General features: G+C 63.5%; 17 protein-coding genes. 5 read left to right on the top strand and 12 right to left on the bottom strand.

From position 1 onward, the window contains the following. Positions 1–27 precede the first annotated feature (27 nt). Positions 28–936 carry an LLM class F420-dependent oxidoreductase gene (locus tag ABQF30_RS05935; protein WP_448461861.1) on the top strand — a complete coding sequence of 303 codons (909 nt, stop codon included), beginning with the start codon at positions 28–30 and terminating at the stop codon, positions 934–936. Here ABQF30_RS05935 and ABQF30_RS05930 read toward each other — a convergent pair. The 12 genes from ABQF30_RS05930 to ABQF30_RS05875 all read right to left on the bottom strand — a co-directional run bounded on the left by ABQF30_RS05930 (position 933) and on the right by ABQF30_RS05875 (position 13,511). Then, the gene (locus tag ABQF30_RS05930; RefSeq protein ID WP_448461860.1) at positions 933–1,367 is read right to left on the bottom strand and encodes a nuclear transport factor 2 family protein; all 435 of its coding nucleotides are present in this window, start codon (positions 1,365–1,367) and stop codon (positions 933–935) included. The genes ABQF30_RS05935 and ABQF30_RS05930 overlap by 4 nt on opposite strands. A gap of 70 nt (positions 1,368–1,437) precedes the next feature. Continuing rightward, entirely contained in the window at positions 1,438–1,971 is a 534-nt protein-coding gene (locus tag ABQF30_RS05925; RefSeq protein ID WP_448461859.1) for an Rv2253/PknI dimerization domain-containing protein, read from the bottom strand. Positions 1,972–1,978: 7 nt separating this feature from the next. Further along, entirely contained in the window at positions 1,979–3,502 is a 1,524-nt protein-coding gene (locus ABQF30_RS05920) for an MCE family protein (protein WP_448461858.1), read from the bottom strand. 3 nt (positions 3,503–3,505) lie between these two features. Beyond that, entirely contained in the window at positions 3,506–4,693 is a 1,188-nt protein-coding gene (locus tag ABQF30_RS05915) for an MCE family protein (protein WP_448461857.1), read from the bottom strand. Beyond that, positions 4,690–6,054: an MCE family protein gene (locus ABQF30_RS05910; RefSeq protein ID WP_448461856.1), complete on the bottom strand. Its 1,365-nt coding sequence runs from the start codon at positions 6,052–6,054 to the stop codon at positions 4,690–4,692. The genes ABQF30_RS05915 and ABQF30_RS05910 overlap by 4 nt, the downstream gene beginning before the upstream one ends. Continuing rightward, the gene (locus ABQF30_RS05905; RefSeq protein WP_448461855.1) at positions 6,051–7,148 is read right to left on the bottom strand and encodes an MCE family protein; all 1,098 of its coding nucleotides are present in this window, start codon (positions 7,146–7,148) and stop codon (positions 6,051–6,053) included. Before ABQF30_RS05905 ends, ABQF30_RS05910 begins: the two co-directional genes overlap by 4 nt. Continuing rightward, complete coding sequence (locus ABQF30_RS05900; protein WP_448461854.1) at positions 7,148–8,176, bottom strand: MCE family protein; 1,029 nt, start codon at positions 8,174–8,176, stop codon at positions 7,148–7,150. The genes ABQF30_RS05905 and ABQF30_RS05900 overlap by 1 nt, the downstream gene beginning before the upstream one ends. Continuing rightward, positions 8,173–9,336, bottom strand: coding sequence for an MCE family protein (locus ABQF30_RS05895; protein ID WP_448463488.1), 1,164 nt, complete (start codon positions 9,334–9,336; stop codon positions 8,173–8,175). The genes ABQF30_RS05900 and ABQF30_RS05895 overlap by 4 nt, the downstream gene beginning before the upstream one ends. Positions 9,337–9,386: 50 nt before the next feature. Further along, positions 9,387–10,187 (bottom strand): SDR family NAD(P)-dependent oxidoreductase, encoded by an 801-nt coding sequence (locus ABQF30_RS05890; RefSeq protein WP_448461853.1) that lies wholly within the window; start codon positions 10,185–10,187, stop codon positions 9,387–9,389. Further along, positions 10,174–11,280, bottom strand: a complete 1,107-nt coding sequence (locus tag ABQF30_RS05885; protein ID WP_448461852.1) for an ABC transporter substrate-binding protein — start codon at positions 11,278–11,280, stop codon at positions 10,174–10,176. The genes ABQF30_RS05890 and ABQF30_RS05885 overlap by 14 nt, the downstream gene beginning before the upstream one ends. Before the next feature lie 31 nt (positions 11,281–11,311). Then, positions 11,312–12,592, bottom strand: coding sequence for an amidohydrolase family protein (locus ABQF30_RS05880; protein WP_448461851.1), 1,281 nt, complete (start codon positions 12,590–12,592; stop codon positions 11,312–11,314). Between the two features lie 145 nt (positions 12,593–12,737). Then, positions 12,738–13,511, bottom strand: coding sequence for a FadR/GntR family transcriptional regulator (locus tag ABQF30_RS05875; protein ID WP_448461850.1), 774 nt, complete (start codon positions 13,509–13,511; stop codon positions 12,738–12,740). 158 nt (positions 13,512–13,669) lie between these two features. Between ABQF30_RS05875 and ABQF30_RS05870 the strand changes: the two genes are divergently transcribed. From ABQF30_RS05870 to ABQF30_RS05855, 4 genes are read left to right on the top strand one after another with little or no spacing between them, the layout of a single operon-like run. Then, positions 13,670–14,896 carry a cytochrome P450 gene (locus tag ABQF30_RS05870; protein ID WP_448461849.1) on the top strand — a complete coding sequence of 409 codons (1,227 nt, stop codon included), beginning with the start codon at positions 13,670–13,672 and terminating at the stop codon, positions 14,894–14,896. 17 nt (positions 14,897–14,913) lie between these two features. After that, positions 14,914–16,098: an NDMA-dependent alcohol dehydrogenase gene (locus ABQF30_RS05865; RefSeq protein WP_448461848.1), complete on the top strand. Its 1,185-nt coding sequence runs from the start codon at positions 14,914–14,916 to the stop codon at positions 16,096–16,098. Further along, the gene (locus tag ABQF30_RS05860; protein WP_448461847.1) at positions 16,095–16,967 is read left to right on the top strand and encodes a mycofactocin-coupled SDR family oxidoreductase; all 873 of its coding nucleotides are present in this window, start codon (positions 16,095–16,097) and stop codon (positions 16,965–16,967) included. The genes ABQF30_RS05865 and ABQF30_RS05860 overlap by 4 nt, the downstream gene beginning before the upstream one ends. Positions 16,968–16,977: 10 nt before the next feature. Beyond that, on the top strand, positions 16,978–17,970 hold the full coding sequence (locus ABQF30_RS05855; protein ID WP_448461846.1) for a hypothetical protein: 993 nt from the start codon (positions 16,978–16,980) through the stop codon (positions 17,968–17,970). Positions 17,971–17,983 lie beyond the last annotated feature (13 nt).

The raw sequence follows: 17,983 nt of genomic DNA, 5'->3' as shown, positions 1-17,983 counted from the left end.
TAGCACCACAAGAATCGGGGAAACCGATTGAAGTACACCCTGGAGTATCCCAGCGAACTCCCCACGGCGCCCGATGATTTCCTGCAACCTGAGGTGATCCGCGCGGTCGCCACCGAGGCCGAGGCTGTGGGCTTCGCCGCGGTGGCGCTCAGCGAACACCCGGCCCCCTCGGTCAAGTGGCGGAACAACGGCGGACACAACACCCTCGACCCGATCGCCGCGCTGAGCTTCATGGCGGCAGCCACGTCGCAGATCCGGCTGATGACCAACCTGTACGTGCTGCCCTTTCGGAACCCGTACCTGTCAGCCAAGGCGCTGGGCAGTCTTGACCTGATTTCCGGTGGGCGGCTCATCGCCGGGGTCGGCGCCGGTTACCTGAAGTCCGAGTTCGCCGCAGTGGGCGTCGACATCGATCGCCGCGCCGAACTCCTGGACCAGGCGCTACTGGCCCTGCACACGATCTGGGCAGACCCTGAAACACCATTTGCCGGAAGCGACTTCGCAGCGGTAAGCCCGGTCTGGCTGCAACGGCCGGCACAACAGCCACACCCGCCTCTCTGGATCGGCGGCAATGGTCCAGCCGCGATGCGGCGTGTCGTCGACTACGGCCAAGGGTGGATGCCCATCGTCGCGCCCGCCGCAATGGCGTCGGTGATCCGCACCGCGGCCATCGAGAACGCCGAGCAGTTCGGTAGGGCTGTGCAGCGGCTACGCAGCCGCCTTACCGACGCCGGGCGCGACCCGTCCACGGTCGACATCCAGGTGGTGTGCCCGCACGTCGACCTTGATGACGATGCATCGCTACACCATGCTCGCGACGTGCTGGCGGAACTGGCAGGCCTCGGCGCCACCTGGGCCGTCGTGCATGTGGACGGCACCAGCCCGCAGGCCGCACTCGACTATGTCAAGGCATTCGGCGAGATCATGATCGGTTAAGCGGTTGTGAATTTCAACAGCGTCCGCGTCAGGTGCAGGCTGGTGATCTTCCAGGTGCCATCGCGCTTTTCGTAGGTCTCGTGGTAGTGCCCGGCGCCATGCAGCTCGTTGCCGTCGCCAAAGAACAGCATGTCCTCCATGGCCCAGATGCCCGTCGCCGTGGTGTCGGATGTCAGCTCGATCTCGGGCGTGTGACAGTGGTGCACGGTCGCCGCATGCTCGACCCCGCCCCACACCACGGGGAAAAACTCGTCGAAGCCGTTCAGGGGTGGTGCGGTCTGCGGGTCCGCGCCGCCGGTCGACACCGCCATGTCCAGGGTGACGACAACATCCTCGGCGAAGAGCGCCCGCCACGCGTCGATGTCCTTGGTGTCCAGGAACCGGCAGTAGCGGGCCTTCAGCTGTCGTATTGCCTCGATGTCGTCGGCCATGCCGACACCTCCTCAGTCGTCACCGAAATATATACAGTAACGATCTCGGCCGGGCAGGCACGTCGGGCTATCATGGCAATCGCGTTAGCCGGAAGGGCATCTCGATGACGAGGGGGCGGTTGACGCCGCATCCACCGCTGACACCGACGGTGCGGTCCCAGCCGGAGAACGTCCTCACTGCCTCGAAGCTCGGTGACCCGGAAAGGTCTGGCGAGAAGTAGAGCAGTTGCACGGCGGGCGCGGCCGTTCCGTCGGCGCACGGCACCCAGCTGTCGAGGTGTCGGCGCACGTGCCAAAGTCCGGCAGATTCACAGTTGATGGGAGCGTTCCACCCCTGGCTGCTGAGGACGTGACCTGCGCAATCCGATTGTGCTGAACATGATGTGGCGATCGTCCATTCGCTCGTGACCGTCGCCTGGTCGTCGTTGACCTCGTTGGTCTTGGCCAAGGCCCCATCAGAGACTGCCGCGAAGGTGCCGTTGAGGAGCGGATCGCAATAGGCCGCCCCGGCCTTCGGAGCCGCGCAGAAGGTGGCGGCGATGCCTACAGACGCGAGTATGACCGCTGAGAGTGTCCGCGCCGCCGGCCCGCGCGTCATGTCCATCGCTCCATCATGTGTGCTCCGCCAAGATAAGGTCCTTCCAGGTTGTCGGGCTTGCGGATGGCACGAGGTCGGCCTGTTGGTAGGTCTGACCGTCGGATCCGACATAACGTCCCGAATTGGGGTCGTATTGTGCGAACGCCAGCGTGGGACCATGCCGGGCGTTGTTGGTGGTGAATGCGCTCGGCGTGGCTTGTCCCGGATTCTCGGGGACGGGCGGCACCGGCGCCGGCACCGGTTCTGTTGGACCGTAAAGGTTCTCATCAGCGTTCACCCGATCATCGGGAGGGACGCCCTGGGCGATGAGATTCGGATCCAGGGGGTACGGACCGGTCATATGCTCGCGCATCGCCAGCGGTTGGTACGACCGGTCACTGTTACAGATCTCAACTGTTGGCGCCCGCTTGCCTGGCTTGCCCATGCAGGGGTAATTTCGTGCGCCCCGTACCGCGAGCGGTGAATCATGGGGCAGTTTGCAGTAGAGACCTTCGGGTGTGTCGACTTCGCTGGTGTCCTCCGGCGACCGCCATTGGTTCGGGGGAAGGAAACCGACGGTGCACGAAGGCGGATCGCCCTCCGTGAGCGCGAAATCGCCTTGCCCCAACCCCGTTGGGTTGTGGTCGGGAGCCGCCGACAAGATGTTCGCGACGAAGGGCGGGAACAGCACCAAGATCTGTTCGAGGCCGGGCCGGTAGGTGACCAGGAGTTGGCCCACCGATGTCATGTTGGCCAGCAACACCGGCAGTGTGGGCTTGAGTTGCGTGAGCAGACGTGACGCCTCGTCTGCCGCGCCTGGCCCGTCCTTCAAGATCGTGCGCAATTGCGGGTCGTCGTCGACGAGCTGGTCGGTGATGCCGGCCAAGCTACGTGCCCACGTGCGGAGATCATCGGCTGTCCCGGCTTGCGCATCGAGCAGCGGGGCGCTGTCGACGACCAGAGACCGCGACTGCTCCCGCACAGCATGGAGATCGCCGGTCACTTTGCTCGTGGAATCGATGAGCGACCCGAGGTCATGGCCGGCACCATTGAACGCCTGAAAGGACTCGTCGAGCAGCAGACCCAGCTTGTCCTTGGGAATACTGTTGATCAGTGCGCTGGTCTGGTCGAGCACCGGCCCAACTTCCTGCGGGACGGTGACGTCGGCTGAGCTGATAACCGAGCCGTCGTGCAGATAGGGCGGGGCATCCGAGTCTGGCTGTAGGTCCAAGTATTGCTCGCCGACCGCCGAGATGCTGCGCACCTCAGCGTTGAGGGCTGCCGGTATCTTCGGTGAGTCGCTCAGGGAGAGTGTCGCTTTCGCGCCGCGCTGAGGCATCAAGGTGATCTCGGTGACCTTGCCGACCTGCACTCCGCGGTAGGTGACATTGGAGAATCTGTACAGGCCGCCGGTGGCGGGCAGTTCCACGGTGACGGTGAGGCGGCCGACCCCGAGCAGGGTTGGTGCTTGCAAGTAGACGACGGCCATGACCACAAGGCCGATGATGGAGGCGATCGCGAAGATCGCCAGCTGAATCCGGACAAACCGCGTCAGCATTCGTCACCCTCCCACGCCAGGCAGAATCACCGGAGGCCCCGCCGGTGGCGGCGGCGGCGGTACCTGGCTGCCTTCCGGCGGTACCGAGGTGAGGACACCGAGCGGATTCTTGGTGTAATACCAGTCGTAACCCGGATCGCCGGGCGCCGGTACGAGTTCGGCGCCATCTACACCCCAGCGGGTACCCAGCAATGCACCCCGTTTGAGGCGAGGGACTGTGATATCAGCGACGGCAAACAGATTCATATAGTCGCCTTTGAGGCCGCGGTCGATGACGTTCTGGCCGTAGGGAAACACCGTTGCGTAGATGAGGCCGTCGATAATGCCCGGCCCGGCATCAGCGAGCGCGCGGATAGTCGGCTGCAGGTTCTGCAGATTTCTCACCAGATCGGCCTGGGTGTCGTTGACGACTGCGGTGGCGGTGTCGCTGAAGACGCGAAGTTTGTCGAGTGCGGTGATGATGCGTGGCGTCTGCGCAATCAGCACGTCGAGCGCGGCCGGAAGGCGGCGCAGCGTCTCTTCGATGACGTGATCCCCGCCGGCCAGGGTGCCTGCGAGGCGGTTGAGTGCGTCGATTGAGGCGAGGACATCGGTGCGCTGGCGATCGAGGACACCGACAAAACTGTCCAGGCGCGAGATGAGATTGCGCACTGAGTCCTGTCGGCCCGACAGTGCAGTGTTGAAGTTGTGGATGATGTCGCCGATTTGGCCCAATCCGCCGGCATTGACCACTGCTGACAATGACGACAGGGTCTGTTCGGTCGACGGGTAGGTTGAGGATTGGTTGAGCGATACGGTGGTGCCTGGTGCGACGCGCCCCATCGGGGCTTGCCCGGGCGGTGGGTCGAGTGCCAGGTGCATCGATCCGAGAAGGCTGGTCTGCCCGACGGTGGCCACGACATTGGTGGGCACCACGGTGCCGGCCTGAACGCTGACTTCGACGTCGGCGTGTTGGCCGTGCAATGTCATTTCGCCGACGCTGCCGACCACGACATCGTTGATCATGACCGGCGAATTGGATTCCAGCGTACCTACATTGGCGATCTCGACGACGTAAGAAGTCGAGCCGGGTCCGTGCCCCACGGTACCGGGTAGCGCAAGCGAGTTGACGCCGCCGAATGCACATCCCGACAGAGTGAAGGTGACGGTGCAGACCGCAAGGCATGTGCGAAGTGGACGATTTCCGGTCATGGGGTTGGTGTCGCCTCCGGTGGTGGGGGTGGTGCTGCTGGGGCGGGCAGCAACAGGTTCTCCACGCTCGGCGCCGGCGGCGGTGCAGGTTGATTCCAGCCGGGCGGCGGCGGTACGTCGCCGTTGGCACCGGTGAACGCCGAGACGGCCGGTGGCTGTTCGGGCGGACCGGACGTGGGTCCCGCGCCACCTGGTGCAAGCGCCGGGTCGGTGTAGATGACGTTTTTGGGTGCCGGACCCAGCACGGGGTTGAGCGGGAACGGAAGGTTGTTGAAGTTCAGCAGTTTCATTGCCGGGCCGAGGTATTCGGCGCAGATCTTCGCGGTTTCGGCCGAAGTGGCGTTCTTCACCGCACCGATCGAGGCGCAGAAGAACTGCAAGGGATTGGAGAAGTTGTTGAACGAGACCGAGCCCAGGATCGTGCCGGTGTCGGGGTTGTAGTCGGCGTAACCGTTGGCGATGGCGTTCGGTGTCACGTGCAGCAGTTGTTCGAGGTCGTTTCGATGTTCGACGAGGTTGGAGGTGACGTCGGCCAATCGCTGAACCTGCTCGCTGGTCTTGTCGCGGGTGTCGGCGATGAATCCACGGACGTCGCCGATAGCTGAGGACAGGTTTTTCAGCGCCGCGTCGAGGTCGGTCCGATTGTCGTCGAGCACGCTGGTCAGCGTTGCGAATCGGCCTTGGAATTCCACGATCTGGGGACTGCTGTCACGAAGCGCGGTGACCAAGGTCTGCAGATTCTTGATGGTTTCGGCGATATTGCCGCTGCCATCGGCCAAGATTCGGCCGACGCCCGACAGCTGCGTCAGGGTCTGGCGGAGTTTGTCCCCATTGCCGTTGAGCGCGTTGGCGGTACTGTCGATGAACCGGGCGATCGCCGGAGTGGAGACGTGGCTGTTGGGCCCCAGTTCGGTGGCCAGCCGCATCAGCTGGTCTTTGACTTCGTCCCACTCGACGGGTACTGCGGTGCGGTCGATGGGGATGGTTGCCCCGTCAGCCATCTTGGGCCCGTTGCTGTTTGGGTCACTGGACCGATAGGCGGGAGTGAGTTCGACGTAGCGGGCAGCTAGTAGGTTGGCCGCGACGATGACTGCCTTGGCGTTCGCAGGGACGGGCACGGCGCGGTCGACGTTCAGCGTCATCTTCACATGGACGCCGTCGGGATCGACGGCGGCGATGGTGCCCACTTTGACTCCGGCGACACGCACCTCGTCACCCGGGTAGATCGCTGTCGCGGAGGTGAAGTAGGCGGTGAACGTTTGCGGGCTGAAGTAGGCGTCGTGTACCAGTACTGCGCTACCTGCGACGATGAGGGCGGCCAATGCGGTGGCCAAGGCGGTGACGAGTCGGGGTCGGCTCATGGTGGTCCCCCCTGCTCTTGAGATTGCGGAATACCGTTGCGCGGCAGCGGGATCTCGGCTCTCGGCCCCATGCCGTCGGGAGGTTGTCCGCCATCGGCGCCTCGGCGGAACCCGAACGCGTAGTCCAGGAAGGGCTGCAGGATCTGGGCTGGAGCCAGGTTGGCGATCATCGCTTGGTAGTAGGGTCCGCTCGCGACGAGTTCACCGCTGATGAGTTCGTATTCGGCCAGCCCGGGTAGCGCCTTGGCGATGTTGTCGCGGTTCTTCTGAAGTACCTCGGTCACCGCGTTGAGCTTGTCCAGGGTGGGAGCGAGTTGAGCCTTGTTTTCGTGGACCAGTCGCGAAAGCTGATTGGCCACGGCCGAGGTGTTACCGAGCAGCTCGACGATCGCCTGGCGTTGCTGCACCAGGACATCGAGTAGATCGTTGGCGTTGAGGATCAGCATGTTGACCTGTTGGCTGCGCGCCGACAGGATCGAGCTGACGTCACGGACATTGGTGAACAGCTCACCGAGTGTTTGGTTGCGGGCGTTGAGCGCCTGCGACAGTCGGGTCAGTCCGTCGAAGGTGGATCCCAGTTCCGGGGCGACGGCGTCGATAGTCGTCGACAGTGCATCCAGGGATTGGTTGAGCGAATCAGTATCGGTGCCGGCAATGTTGGTGGTGAGGTCGCCGACGGCTTCTGTCAACGAGTATGGCGACGATGTCCTCGCCGCCGGGATGACTGCGCCGGGAGGCAGCCGGTCGGGGCCGGCCGCGTCCACAGTCATGACACGCTGTCCCAGCAGTGAGCCGGTACGGATGTGAGCAGTCGTGTCGGATCCCAGCGCGATGGTGCTGTCCAGCGAGAAGCCGACCAATGCTTGTCCGTCGTGCAGGGTCACTGCCGACACTGTTCCGACCTTGATGCCCGACATCGTCACTTCGTTTCCGGGCGCCAGGCCGCCGGCTTGGGAAAACAGGGCCTGATATTTCGTCTCGGTGGCCCAGGAGGCCAGCTGTTGAGGGCGCAATCCGACGGCGATGACGAGAATGATGACCACGACTCCGAGAAAGCCCCACCGGATGAGCTTGGTCCCACGGTATTTCAGCATCAGTTGTCCGAGCACCTCCCCGTTTCCTGCTTGATCCAGGGGAAGACGGCGGTGCGGCCTTGCAAATCACTGACCCGAAGGGCAACACCGCAGAGGTAGTAGTTGAAGAAGCTGCCGTAGGCGCCCAGTCGCGCGAGCTTGCGGTAATTCTGCGGCGCCTTCTGGAGCCCGACGTCGAGGTGGTCTTTGCTCTCGGCAAGGTTGGGCGCCAACCGGTTCAGCTCGTTTATCGTGCCGGTCAACGGCGGGCGTGCCTGTGTGAGAAGGTCGGCCAGCGACGCTGTCCCGCTGTCGAGGGCGGCGATCGCCTCGCCGACGGTGTCCCGGTCCGCCGCGACTTGACTGACGAACTGCTGCAGGCGATCCACCGTGTCGGAGAAGGCACCCCCGTTCCTGGCGAGCGTATCTACGGCTGTGTTGAGGTTGTCGATGAGTTGTTGCACGAGTTGGCCGTTGTTGGCCAGCTCGGTGGTGAACGACGAGGTTTGGGACAGCAGTGATCTCAGGGCCCCACCCTGTCCTTGGAGCACCTGAAGCAGCGATTGGGTGAGCGCGTTGATGTCGTCGGGATTCAATCCATGTGTCACCGGGCGAAGCCCACCAAGCAGCAGGTCGAGATCGAGCGCCGGCGCCGTGCGTTCGATGGGGATCTGGGAGCCTCCCGGCAGGATCGTGGTCGGCCCTGGAGCGTCGGCAAGCTCAAGATAGCGATCTCCGACAAGATTGAGGTAGCGCACCATCGCCTTGGTTCCGGTGGTGAACACCGCGGTGCGGTCGGCTTCGAATGCGACGAGAACGGTTTTGTCTGGGCGCAGCCTCACGCTGTTGACAGTGCCCACGCGGATGCCGGCCACTCGCACCGAATCGCCGGCTTTCAACCGTGATGCGTCATTGAAGATCGCGGAATATTCATCGGTCGAACCCGCGCGGTACTGGCCGAAGATGAGGAAGAGAAAGGCCGTCAGCACCGCCATCACCACAGCGAATACGCCGAACTTGACCAGCGGCCCCACTATTGAGCCCCTCATCCGGGCTGGCCGATCTGGGCGGTGTTGCGCGGTGGCCCGTCGAGAGGTCCGAACAACCACTGCTTGAGACCGTCGGAGTTGAGCAGGATGCCCTGGTTGCCGTACTTCGCAGGATTCCAACCGACGTCTGCGATGACATAGGGCGGACGGGCTTGGTACGGCACGTTCGGCAGGCCCGCCACACACTGCGGGCCCCCGGTCGCGGCCACTTTCGGCAGATCGCCCGGATAGCGGAATCGTTCCTTGCCGAGCACGAGGCCGGCATTGACCATTGCTCCGGGAACCTGCGGTTGTTTGACGTAAGCACCTTGTATCAGCCCGCCCATCAAACAGAACAAAGCCGGGTGATACTGGTTGGTGAGGTCGGTGGTCGGCGCCAACAGGTGCGTGACATCGGACAAGGCCACCCGGTTGGTGGATAGTACGTCGTTTCCGACGTCCGCCAGCCCAATCGTGCTGAGCAGCAGGGCGTCGAGGTTGTGTTGCTCCTCGACGATGGTGCCGCTGATGCGGCCGGCGTTGCCCGCAGTGCTGATGAGGTCGGGGGCCGCGTCGGCGTAGGCGTTCAATACCGTCGGTGCGGTGGCCAAGACGTGACTCAGCGCGGGTAGGCCGGGCTCCAGCGCCGCCAGGTAAGAGTCCAGGTCCACCAGCATCTGGCCGATCTCCTGGCCGCGGCCGTTGAAGGCGGCAGCGATCGCGCCCAGGGTCTGGTTGAGTTTGACCGGATCGATCTGCGCCAGTATGGAATTAAGCTGTTCGAACACGGTGTTGATCTCGACCGTTACCCGGCTTGCGTCCAGCACTTGGCCGGGGCGCAGTGGTTGCGGTGACGGCTCGGCAGGGTCGACAAGCTGAACGAACTTGGCGCCGAACACCGTTGTGGAGGCGATGTTGACGCTTACGTTCGCCGGAATGTTCTGCAACTGGGCCGGATCCATCGCAAGGTATAGCGCCGCCCGGCCGTCCGGCAGCGCGGCCAGCGATTTGACCTTGCCGACTTGAACACCGCGCAGTTTCACCTTGGCGTCGGGATCCATGACCAGCCCGGCGCGTGGCGACAGTACGGTCACCGAGGCCGTCGGGGTCAGGCCGCCGCGGAATAAGACTGCTACCAACGCGATGACGACACCGATCGCCGTCACGGTGATCATCCCCATGATCGGCCGCAGGATGGTGTGCTCCACAGCCCCTCCCCGTATTGTCCTGGCTACTTGCGCATGCCGCCACACACGGCGATGTCGTCGCCGGTGACGAACGATGATGCGTCGCTGGCCAGATAGACTGCAGGCCCGACGATCTCGGACAGGTCGGCGATGCGTTTCTGCGGGTTCATCTCAGCCAGCATCGCCAGCGCACCCGGTGCGACTCGTTCGGCCTGGGTGAGCAACTCGGTGCCGAACGGTCCGGGGCAGAGAATGTTGACCCGCACCGCCCACGGCGCCCAGAGGTTGGCCATCGAAACGGTCAGGTTGCGCAGCGCGGCTTTCGATGCGCTGTAGACGACGGACAACGGACTCGACGGATAGTAGGACTCCATGGATCCGATGTTGATGACGCTTCCGCCTCCGTTGTCGCGCATCACCGGCGCCACGCATTGGCTCATACGTAAGGCGCCTTCGAGGTTGACGTTGAACACCTTGCGCCACAGCTCAAGTGACACCTCATTGAGGTCGGTGACGGCCGGGTTGATGCCGGCGTTGTTGACCAGCACGTCGATACGCCCGAACTCGCCCACAACCGCGTCGACGAATTCGGGTATGGCGTCCCAGTCTCCGACATGGCAGGCGATGCCGACCGCTTTTCCGCCACCGGCGCGCACCTGCGCGGCCACCTCGTCGCACCGGTCCTGTTTGCGACTGGACACCACCACCGATGCGCCCGCTTGGCAGTAGCCCTCCAGGATGGCGCGCCCGATACCGCGGGTCGATCCCGTGACGACGGCAACTCGTCCGGTCAGGTCGAAGAGATTGCGGCTCTGCACAATCACTCCCTTCTCACGGCTGAACATGGCCCTCGATGGTGGCGTACAGGACCGACCTGCTCGCATCGGGAAGTACTTTGCGCGCGACGAGGAACTCGCTTCCCATCCAGCCATGCCGGATGTATTTGCCGAACCTCAGCCGGGTGCCCGGAGCGCCGGTTGCCGCGGGCATCATCTTGATCCGCTCCAAGGCATCTTTGACGGCCGGACCGGTGAGAGGCCGCGCGGTGGCCAACGCTGACATCATCAGCCGCCCGACGTCGTAGGCGTAGAGAGGGAAGAAGTACTCGGGGCGGTGCCCATAGGTCTGCTCGAACTGGTCAAGAAAGTGGTGTGCGGTTCGATTGCGTTCGTCGTACTGGTCCAATCCGATCCAGCCGGCGAGCTGCTGGCGCCACCACGGACGGGTGGCCGCAAACTCGAACGCCGTCGTCGTGTACCGGGGAGGCATCCAGCCGATGGCTTGCAACGCCTCGTTCATACCGATGAGACCCAACCCGAAACCGACATGCATGAGTGCATCGGGCTTGTCTGCGGCCAATGCGGACATCGCCTGCAGCTTGTCGGACGCAACCTGCGGGATCGGCACTTCGGCGGTGATGGTCAGCCCAGCGTCACGGCACGCCTCCCTGGTGGTGCGCAGATACTCCCGCCCGATCAGGCTGTCTTCGAAAGCCAGCCCCACGCTGCGACACCCGTCGAGCGCCGCGACGGTGGCCATGATGATGGGCTCTTCCTCCATCGACCCGGCAGGCAACCCGAACACCCACTCCCCCAACATGCTTTCCGAAGCACCCATGGTGATGATCGGTACCTGCGCGAGCTTCTCGACGTAGGGGCGCAGCGCCACGCCGTTCTCCGAGACCCACGGCCCGAAGATCACCAGGACGTCTTCGTCGACCAGTTCATGGAACGCATCGCGCACCCGGCGGAACGACCCGTTTGGCAATCCCTGCACGGCGCGGACGATGAACTCGACAGGACGCTCCAGGATTCCGCGCTGCACGTAATCGTCGGCGACGAGTTGCAGTGTCGGCAGGACGTTCTGGTCGTAGCTGTCGTTCTCGTCGAGGTAGTCGATGAGGACGCCGATACGTGCCGGCGCTATTTCTGCGCCCATGCCTTTTCTCCTTTGAATGTGGGGGATGTCGTCATGCCTTGACCGTGCTGGTGAGCTCTCCCATGTTCAATCCGAGCTTCTTGTCGAACCGCCCCTGATCGAAACTCCTGACGGACACGTCATGGCCGGCCACCTCATCCCGCAGGGCGCCGACGGTGCATAGTTGCTCCGGCCTGTGCTTGAACGGGTCGAACGAGTACCAGCGGCAGGCATTTTCATAAGTGATCTTGTTGACCTCGTCGTCGGGGACGCCGGCAGTGACCGCTTGGAGTTCCTCTGCCGCATTCGGCCACGATGAATCACTGTGGGGGTAGTCGCACTCCCACGCGATGTTGTCGATGCCGATGTCGTGACGCAGTTTCATGCCGATCGGGTCTGCGATGAAGCAGGTGAGGAACCGCTCGCGAAACACCTCGCTGGGCTGCTTGCCGCCGAAGTCCTGTCCGGTCCACAGTCGATGCATCTCATAGGTGCGGTCGATGCGGTCCAGGAAGTATGGGATCCAGCCCGTGCCGCCTTCCGACAGCGCGAACCGCACGTCGGGGAACTGCTTGATCACGCGCGACCACAGGAGATCGGCGGCCGCTTGACAGATGTTCATCGGCTGCAGCGTGATCATCACATCGACCGGGGCGTCGGCCGCGGTCACCGACAACCGCCCTGAGGACCCCAAATGGACCGACATGACCGTTCCGGTGTCAGACAAGGCCCGCCAGACCGGATCCCAGAACTCGTCGTGAAAGCTGGGGCATCCCAAGGTCGCAGGATTCTCGGTGAAAGTCAGTGAGTGGCATCCTTTTGCGGCCACCCGCCGGATCTCCGCGGCACACAGCTCGGCGTCCCAGATGATCGGTAGGGCCATCGGAATGAACCGACCCGGGTAGCTACCGCACCATTCGTCGATGTGCCAGTCGTTGTAGGCGCGTGTGACAGCCAACGCGAGTTCCTTGTCGTCGGCCGCGGCGAACAGCCTCCCGGCAAAACCGGGGAACGACGGAAAGCACATCGAGGCAAGCATCCCGCCGGCGCTCATGTCCTTGACGCGCTCGTCGATGTCGAAACAGCCGGGCCGCATCTCCTCGAAGCTCGTCGGTTCAGCGCCGTACTCGTCGCGGGGCCGGCCGGCTACGGCGTTGAGACCGATGTTGGGAATGACGGTTCCGTTGAAAGTCCAGACATCTGCTCCCTCGTCGGTGGTGATCACCTTCGGAGCCTGATCGACGAACTTGGCGGGCAGTAGGCCCTGGAACAGATGCGGTGGTTCGACCAAGTGGTCATCCACACTCACCAGGATCATTTCCTCGGCCTTCACCGGACCTCCACAGAACTCAGGTGCCAGAACGGCAACTTCGCACGAAACATCTGACAATTCAGATGAGCAGAAGCTACCGCACGAGATGAGACTCGTCCAGAGATACCTGTAGATGTATCAGCTTGGGTGCGAAACACCCACAACGTCAGCGGTGGTGGTTCAAGTCGATCAACGAGCTGGCCCGCTCGCCCAGCAGCGATCGGCGCAGCCGCGCCATGTGAGCGGCACAGTGTGCCTGCGCACCGTCTCCGTCACCGGCGGCGATCAAGTCGACAAGCTGCTCGAACGAGCGAATTGACCGGCGCCGCGACGCAACCGGCTCGCGCTGACTTCTGGTCAGCACATCGGCGACCGCACGGGCGATGACCTCGTTGATCATTTCGCAGATGAGGATGAGCGTCTGATTGCCGGCCAACTGAACGATGTCGCTGTGGAACCGGACCATGGCGGTGCTGCAGGCAACCGGGTCTTGCATTGTGCGCTTCATGTCGATGACGATCTCGCGCAAGTGCTCGGCGGCGCGTTCATGGCCGCGCGACGAAGCCACCATCCGCACTGCAGCGGGTTCGATCACCGCACTGGCATCGAAAACATCTGCCAATGACACACTGCGGGACTGCAGTACCAATGCCGCAGCCCGTGCCGTGTTGCGCTGATCGGGCCGGTGCACGACGACGCCGCCGAGCGCGCCACGCACCACCGAGATCAGGCCTTCGGCCTCCAGGATGCGCAGCGACTCCCGCAACGACGGCCGCGACACCCCAAACCGGTCGAGCAGTTCTGCTTCGGTACCCAACAGATCGCCCTCGTCGAGATCGCCGGCGATGATCAATCCGCGCAGTTCGTCGGCAATCTGCTTCGGCTTGCCTGCGCCAGTTCCGGGGGTCGCGTCGGCGTTCGCCGCAGTACTCTTGACCACTTCTCTCTCCCAACCGCCCGACCGGACGGGCAACGCATCTACCAAAAGTATCTGACATTCGCACCGGTCGGCGCCAACGGCGATGGTCGCCAGGGATCGTCAGACGAGCGGGCATCCGCACTTTACAAAAGATACCTCTAGAGGTTTAGATCGATCGGATGAGTGAGACCACCGGGCTCGATGAGGTGTACTACGACCCCTTCGACTTCGTCATCGACGACGACCCCTATCCGATCTGGAAACGGATGCGCGACGAAAAGCCGCTGTACTACAACGACAAACACGGCTTCTATGCACTGAGCCGCTACGACGACGTTGCTGCCGGCCTCTACGATTGGGACACCTTCCGTTCAGGTAGGGGCACGATCCTCGAAATCATCTCCAGCGGCATGGAAATTCCCTCCGGCCTGGTGCTCTGGGAGGATCCCCCGATCCACGACCTGCATCGCAAACTGCTGTCTCGGGTGTTCACCCCACGCCGGATGGCCGCGGTCGAACCCATCGCACGTCGATTCACCACCGAGGCGCTGGACCCGCTGATCGGCACCGAACGCTTCGACCTCATCGACGACCTCGGCGCATGGATGCCGATGCGCACCATCGGTGCACTTCTGGGCATCCCCGAAGAGGACCAGTCGACGCTGCGCGACAACACCGACAAGGTCATCGCGCTCGAAGACGGTGAGCCTCCACAAAGAGCGTTGAGCACCAAAGACTCCCGCCACAAACGCACATACCGGGCGCCCAATGTCGACCTGATCGCCGAGTACGTCGACTGGCGCGCGAAGAATCCCGCCGAAGACCTGATGACCGATCTCATCCACGCAGAGGTCGAAGAACCGGATGGCAGTACCCGGCCCCTCGAACGCGGCGAGATCCTCACCTACATCAGCACCATCATGGGCGCAGGGAGCGAAACCACCACGCGGCTCATCGGATTCGCCGGTCAGTTGCTCGCCGAGCACCCTGATCAACGCCGCGAACTGGCTGCAGACCCCTCATTGATCCCCGGAGCGATCGAGGAAGTGCTGCGCTATGAAGCGCCTTCGCCCGTGCAGGCGCGCTACGTCGCCGCCGACACCGTGCACTACGGACACACGGTGAACGAGGGAGCGATCATGCTGCTCGTCAACGGTGCGGCCAATCGCGACGAACGCCGCTACCACGACCCCGACCGCTTCGATATCCACCGCGGCGCCGGCCACCTCGGCTTCGGTCACGGCCTGCACTTCTGTCTGGGCGCCGCGCTGGCACGTATGGAGGGCCGCGTCGCACTCGAAGAAGTGCTCAAACGCTGGCCGGATTGGCAGGTCGACTACGCCGGCGCCAAGCGCGCCCACACCACCAGCGTGCGCGGCTGGGCCAAACTGCCCGTCACCGTCTGAGCATCGGGAGAACAACCATGAAATGCCAAGCCGCAGTGCTGCACGGCGTCGGCCAGGACTGGCAGATCGAAACCATCGATCTGGATCCGCCGCGCGCCGGTGAAGTGTTGGTGAAGATGGTCGTCGCCGGCGTCTGCCATTCCGACGACCACTTCGCCACCGGAGACAGCGTCCCCGACGACGACCTCCGTGCCGTCATCGAAGCAGCGGGCATGCCCATGCCCAAATGGTTCCCGCTGCTCGGCGGCCACGAAGGCGCGGGCATCGTCGAGCAGGTCGGACCCGGCGTGACCTCGCTTCAGCCGGGCGATCACGTGGCGGTCTCCTTCATCCCGAGCTGCGGCACCTGCCGCTGGTGCGCCACCGGCGCCACCTACCTGTGCGACGTCGGCGCCGACCTTTTCAGCACCAAGATGGTCACCGATGGGACTGCCCGACGCCACCTAGGCGACCAGCACCTCACGGCACTCATGCAGGTCGGCACATTCTCCGAGTACGTCGTCGCATCCGAGAAGTCCTTCATCAAGATCCACGATTGGATCCCCCTGGATGCGGCAGCCCTCGTCTCATGCGGCGTGACAACGGGTTTCGGATCCGGCAGTGTCTCCGCGAACACCAAGCCAGGAGACACCGTGGTGGTCATCGGCACCGGCGGCGTCGGCATGAACGCCGTGCAGGGCGCCAAAGCGGCCGGTGCAACGCACGTGATCGCCGTCGATCCCGTCGCCTTCAAACGGGACATCGCTCCGTCGTTCGGCGCCACCCACACGGTGGCGGACCCCGGCGCGGCACTCAAGTTGGTCAAAGAACTCACCTGGGGTGTGATGGCCGACGCTGTCATCCTGACCGTCGGCGTGCTGCACACCGATCTGATCCCGCTGGCTCTCATGATGACTCGCAAGGGCGGCACCTGTGTGGTCACAGCCATGACGCCGTTGGCTGAAATGTCTGTGCCGCTGGTCCTGTCCGACCTCGTCAACTCGTGCAAGTCGCTCAAAGGATCCCTCTACGGGGAGATGAACGCCCGGGCGAGCATGCCGATGCTCCTGTCGATGTACACGGAGGGAAACCTCAAACTCGACGAACTCATCACCCGCCGCTACCGCCTCGACGAGATCAACGACGCCATGAAGCACCTGCGCGAGGGCAGCAATATCCGCGGCGTCATCGACCTGTCCCCCAACATGATCGGAGTCCAATGAGCACACGACTGAGCGGCAAGGTCGCCTTCATCACCGGCGCCGCGCGCGGTCAGGGCCGTGCGCATGCAGTCTTGATGGCCGAGCAAGGCGCCGACATCATCGGCATCGACATCTGCGCGCAGATCGAATCGAACAAGTACCCGTTGTCGACTATCGAGGACCTCGAAGAGACCGCGCGCCTGGTCGAGAAGACAGGGCAGCGGTGTGTCATTGCCAAAGCCGATGTGCGCGAACGTGATCAACTACGGTCGGCGATCACAGCCGGTCTCGCAGCCTTCGGCCACCTCGACATCGTCGTCGCCAACGCCGGCATCCTCCCCATGGCGATGGGCGATCCCAAACCGTCAGATTTCGTCGACGCCACCGACGTCGACCTGCTTGGCGTGATGAACGCCGTCGCCGTTGCGCTCCCACACATTCCCGACGGCGGATCGATCATCGTCACCGGCTCCACCGCGGGCATGATGCCCAACACCACGTCGAACTCGTTCATGGGCCCCGGTGGATCCGGATACGCCTGGGCCAAGAGCACTCTGATCGGCTACGTCGAACAGATGGCGATGGTCCTGGCTCCTCAAATGATTCGGGTCAACGCCATGCACCCCACCAATTGCAACACCCACCTGCTGCACAACGACGGCATGTACGGCGTTTTCCGGCCGGACATGAAGAAGCAGAAGCCGACCCGCGAAGATGCCGAACCGGCGTTCAGTTACTTCCAGGCGATGCCCATCCCCTATGTCGAGCCCGAGGACATCGCCAACCTGGCGGTGTTCTTGGCCAGCGACGAATCCCGCTACATCACCGGTCAGCAGATCCGCGTCGATGCCGGCGCGCTGCTGAAATTCCCCAACGGACCCGTAGGTTAAGGAGATCGTCATGTCGAACCAGACCAGTTTCCACGTGGCAACTCAGCCTCCCACGCTGGATCACTACCGCCGTGACTGGACCCCGGCACCCGACGTCGCGCCTGCCGGGATGTGGATCGGCGCCATCGTCAGCGACGCCTCGGGAGAAACGTTCTGGGGCTTGCGCGGAGCCGACGACTTCCTGACCGGAATGACACACGTGGTGTCACCGATCACCGGTTTCAAGAAACTTCCCCGGTCCATGAATCCCGAGCCGCCACACCTGTTCGCCGAGTACTCGACCATCGACTGGTTCGAACCGATGCAGTATGCCGACAGCGGCGACAAAGTGCAGATGAGCTACGGCAGTGGACGGATCGAGCGCGATGCCGACGGATTCCATTGGCACGACGCCAGTGGGCGCTGGGAGATGCACGGCCGCAACGTCACCGACGTTTTCACCGTGTATGTTCCCGCCCAAGGCGAGATCGAGCAGCAGGCGTACTACCGGCACGAACTCATGGCAGCGAGCGGAACGATCGAAGGTGTCCCGGTGTCGGGTTACCTGCACCAGGATTATGCCTACGGCCCACCGGGAATGGTGTACGCGGAGCTGCCGATCATTCGTCAGCTCCAAGGGATGTGGGTGTCGTGGCTGCACCAGGACGACGACGGACACTGGGGCGGAGGCTGCTTCTGGCAAGGCCGCAACGGATTGGAGTTCGGGCCCGGATATCGGGTGAAGGACGGCATCACCACGGCCCACGACGACGTCATCGCCAAGCCGACCTTCAACGACGCAGGCCAACTGACTGCCCTGCACACCACGATCGGGTCGGACTCGTACGAATTCACCTTCGACACAGCGGGCAGCTACATCCATTTCTTCGGCCGGGTGACAGGCACTTCGTCGGGCGACCTCCCGGCTCGCAGCTGGTGCTGGGTGGAATACGCGGGCGCCATGATGACCCCTGAGGTGCTCGACGTGATGATGGCGCAGTTCAGCCTGGCGCGCGGTCGCTGAGCCACTCATCACC

The organism is Mycolicibacterium sp. XJ870 (genome assembly GCF_053483975.1).
Note: the sequence above shows the minus strand (reverse complement) of the source record. Positions and strands in the feature narration are given on the sequence as shown.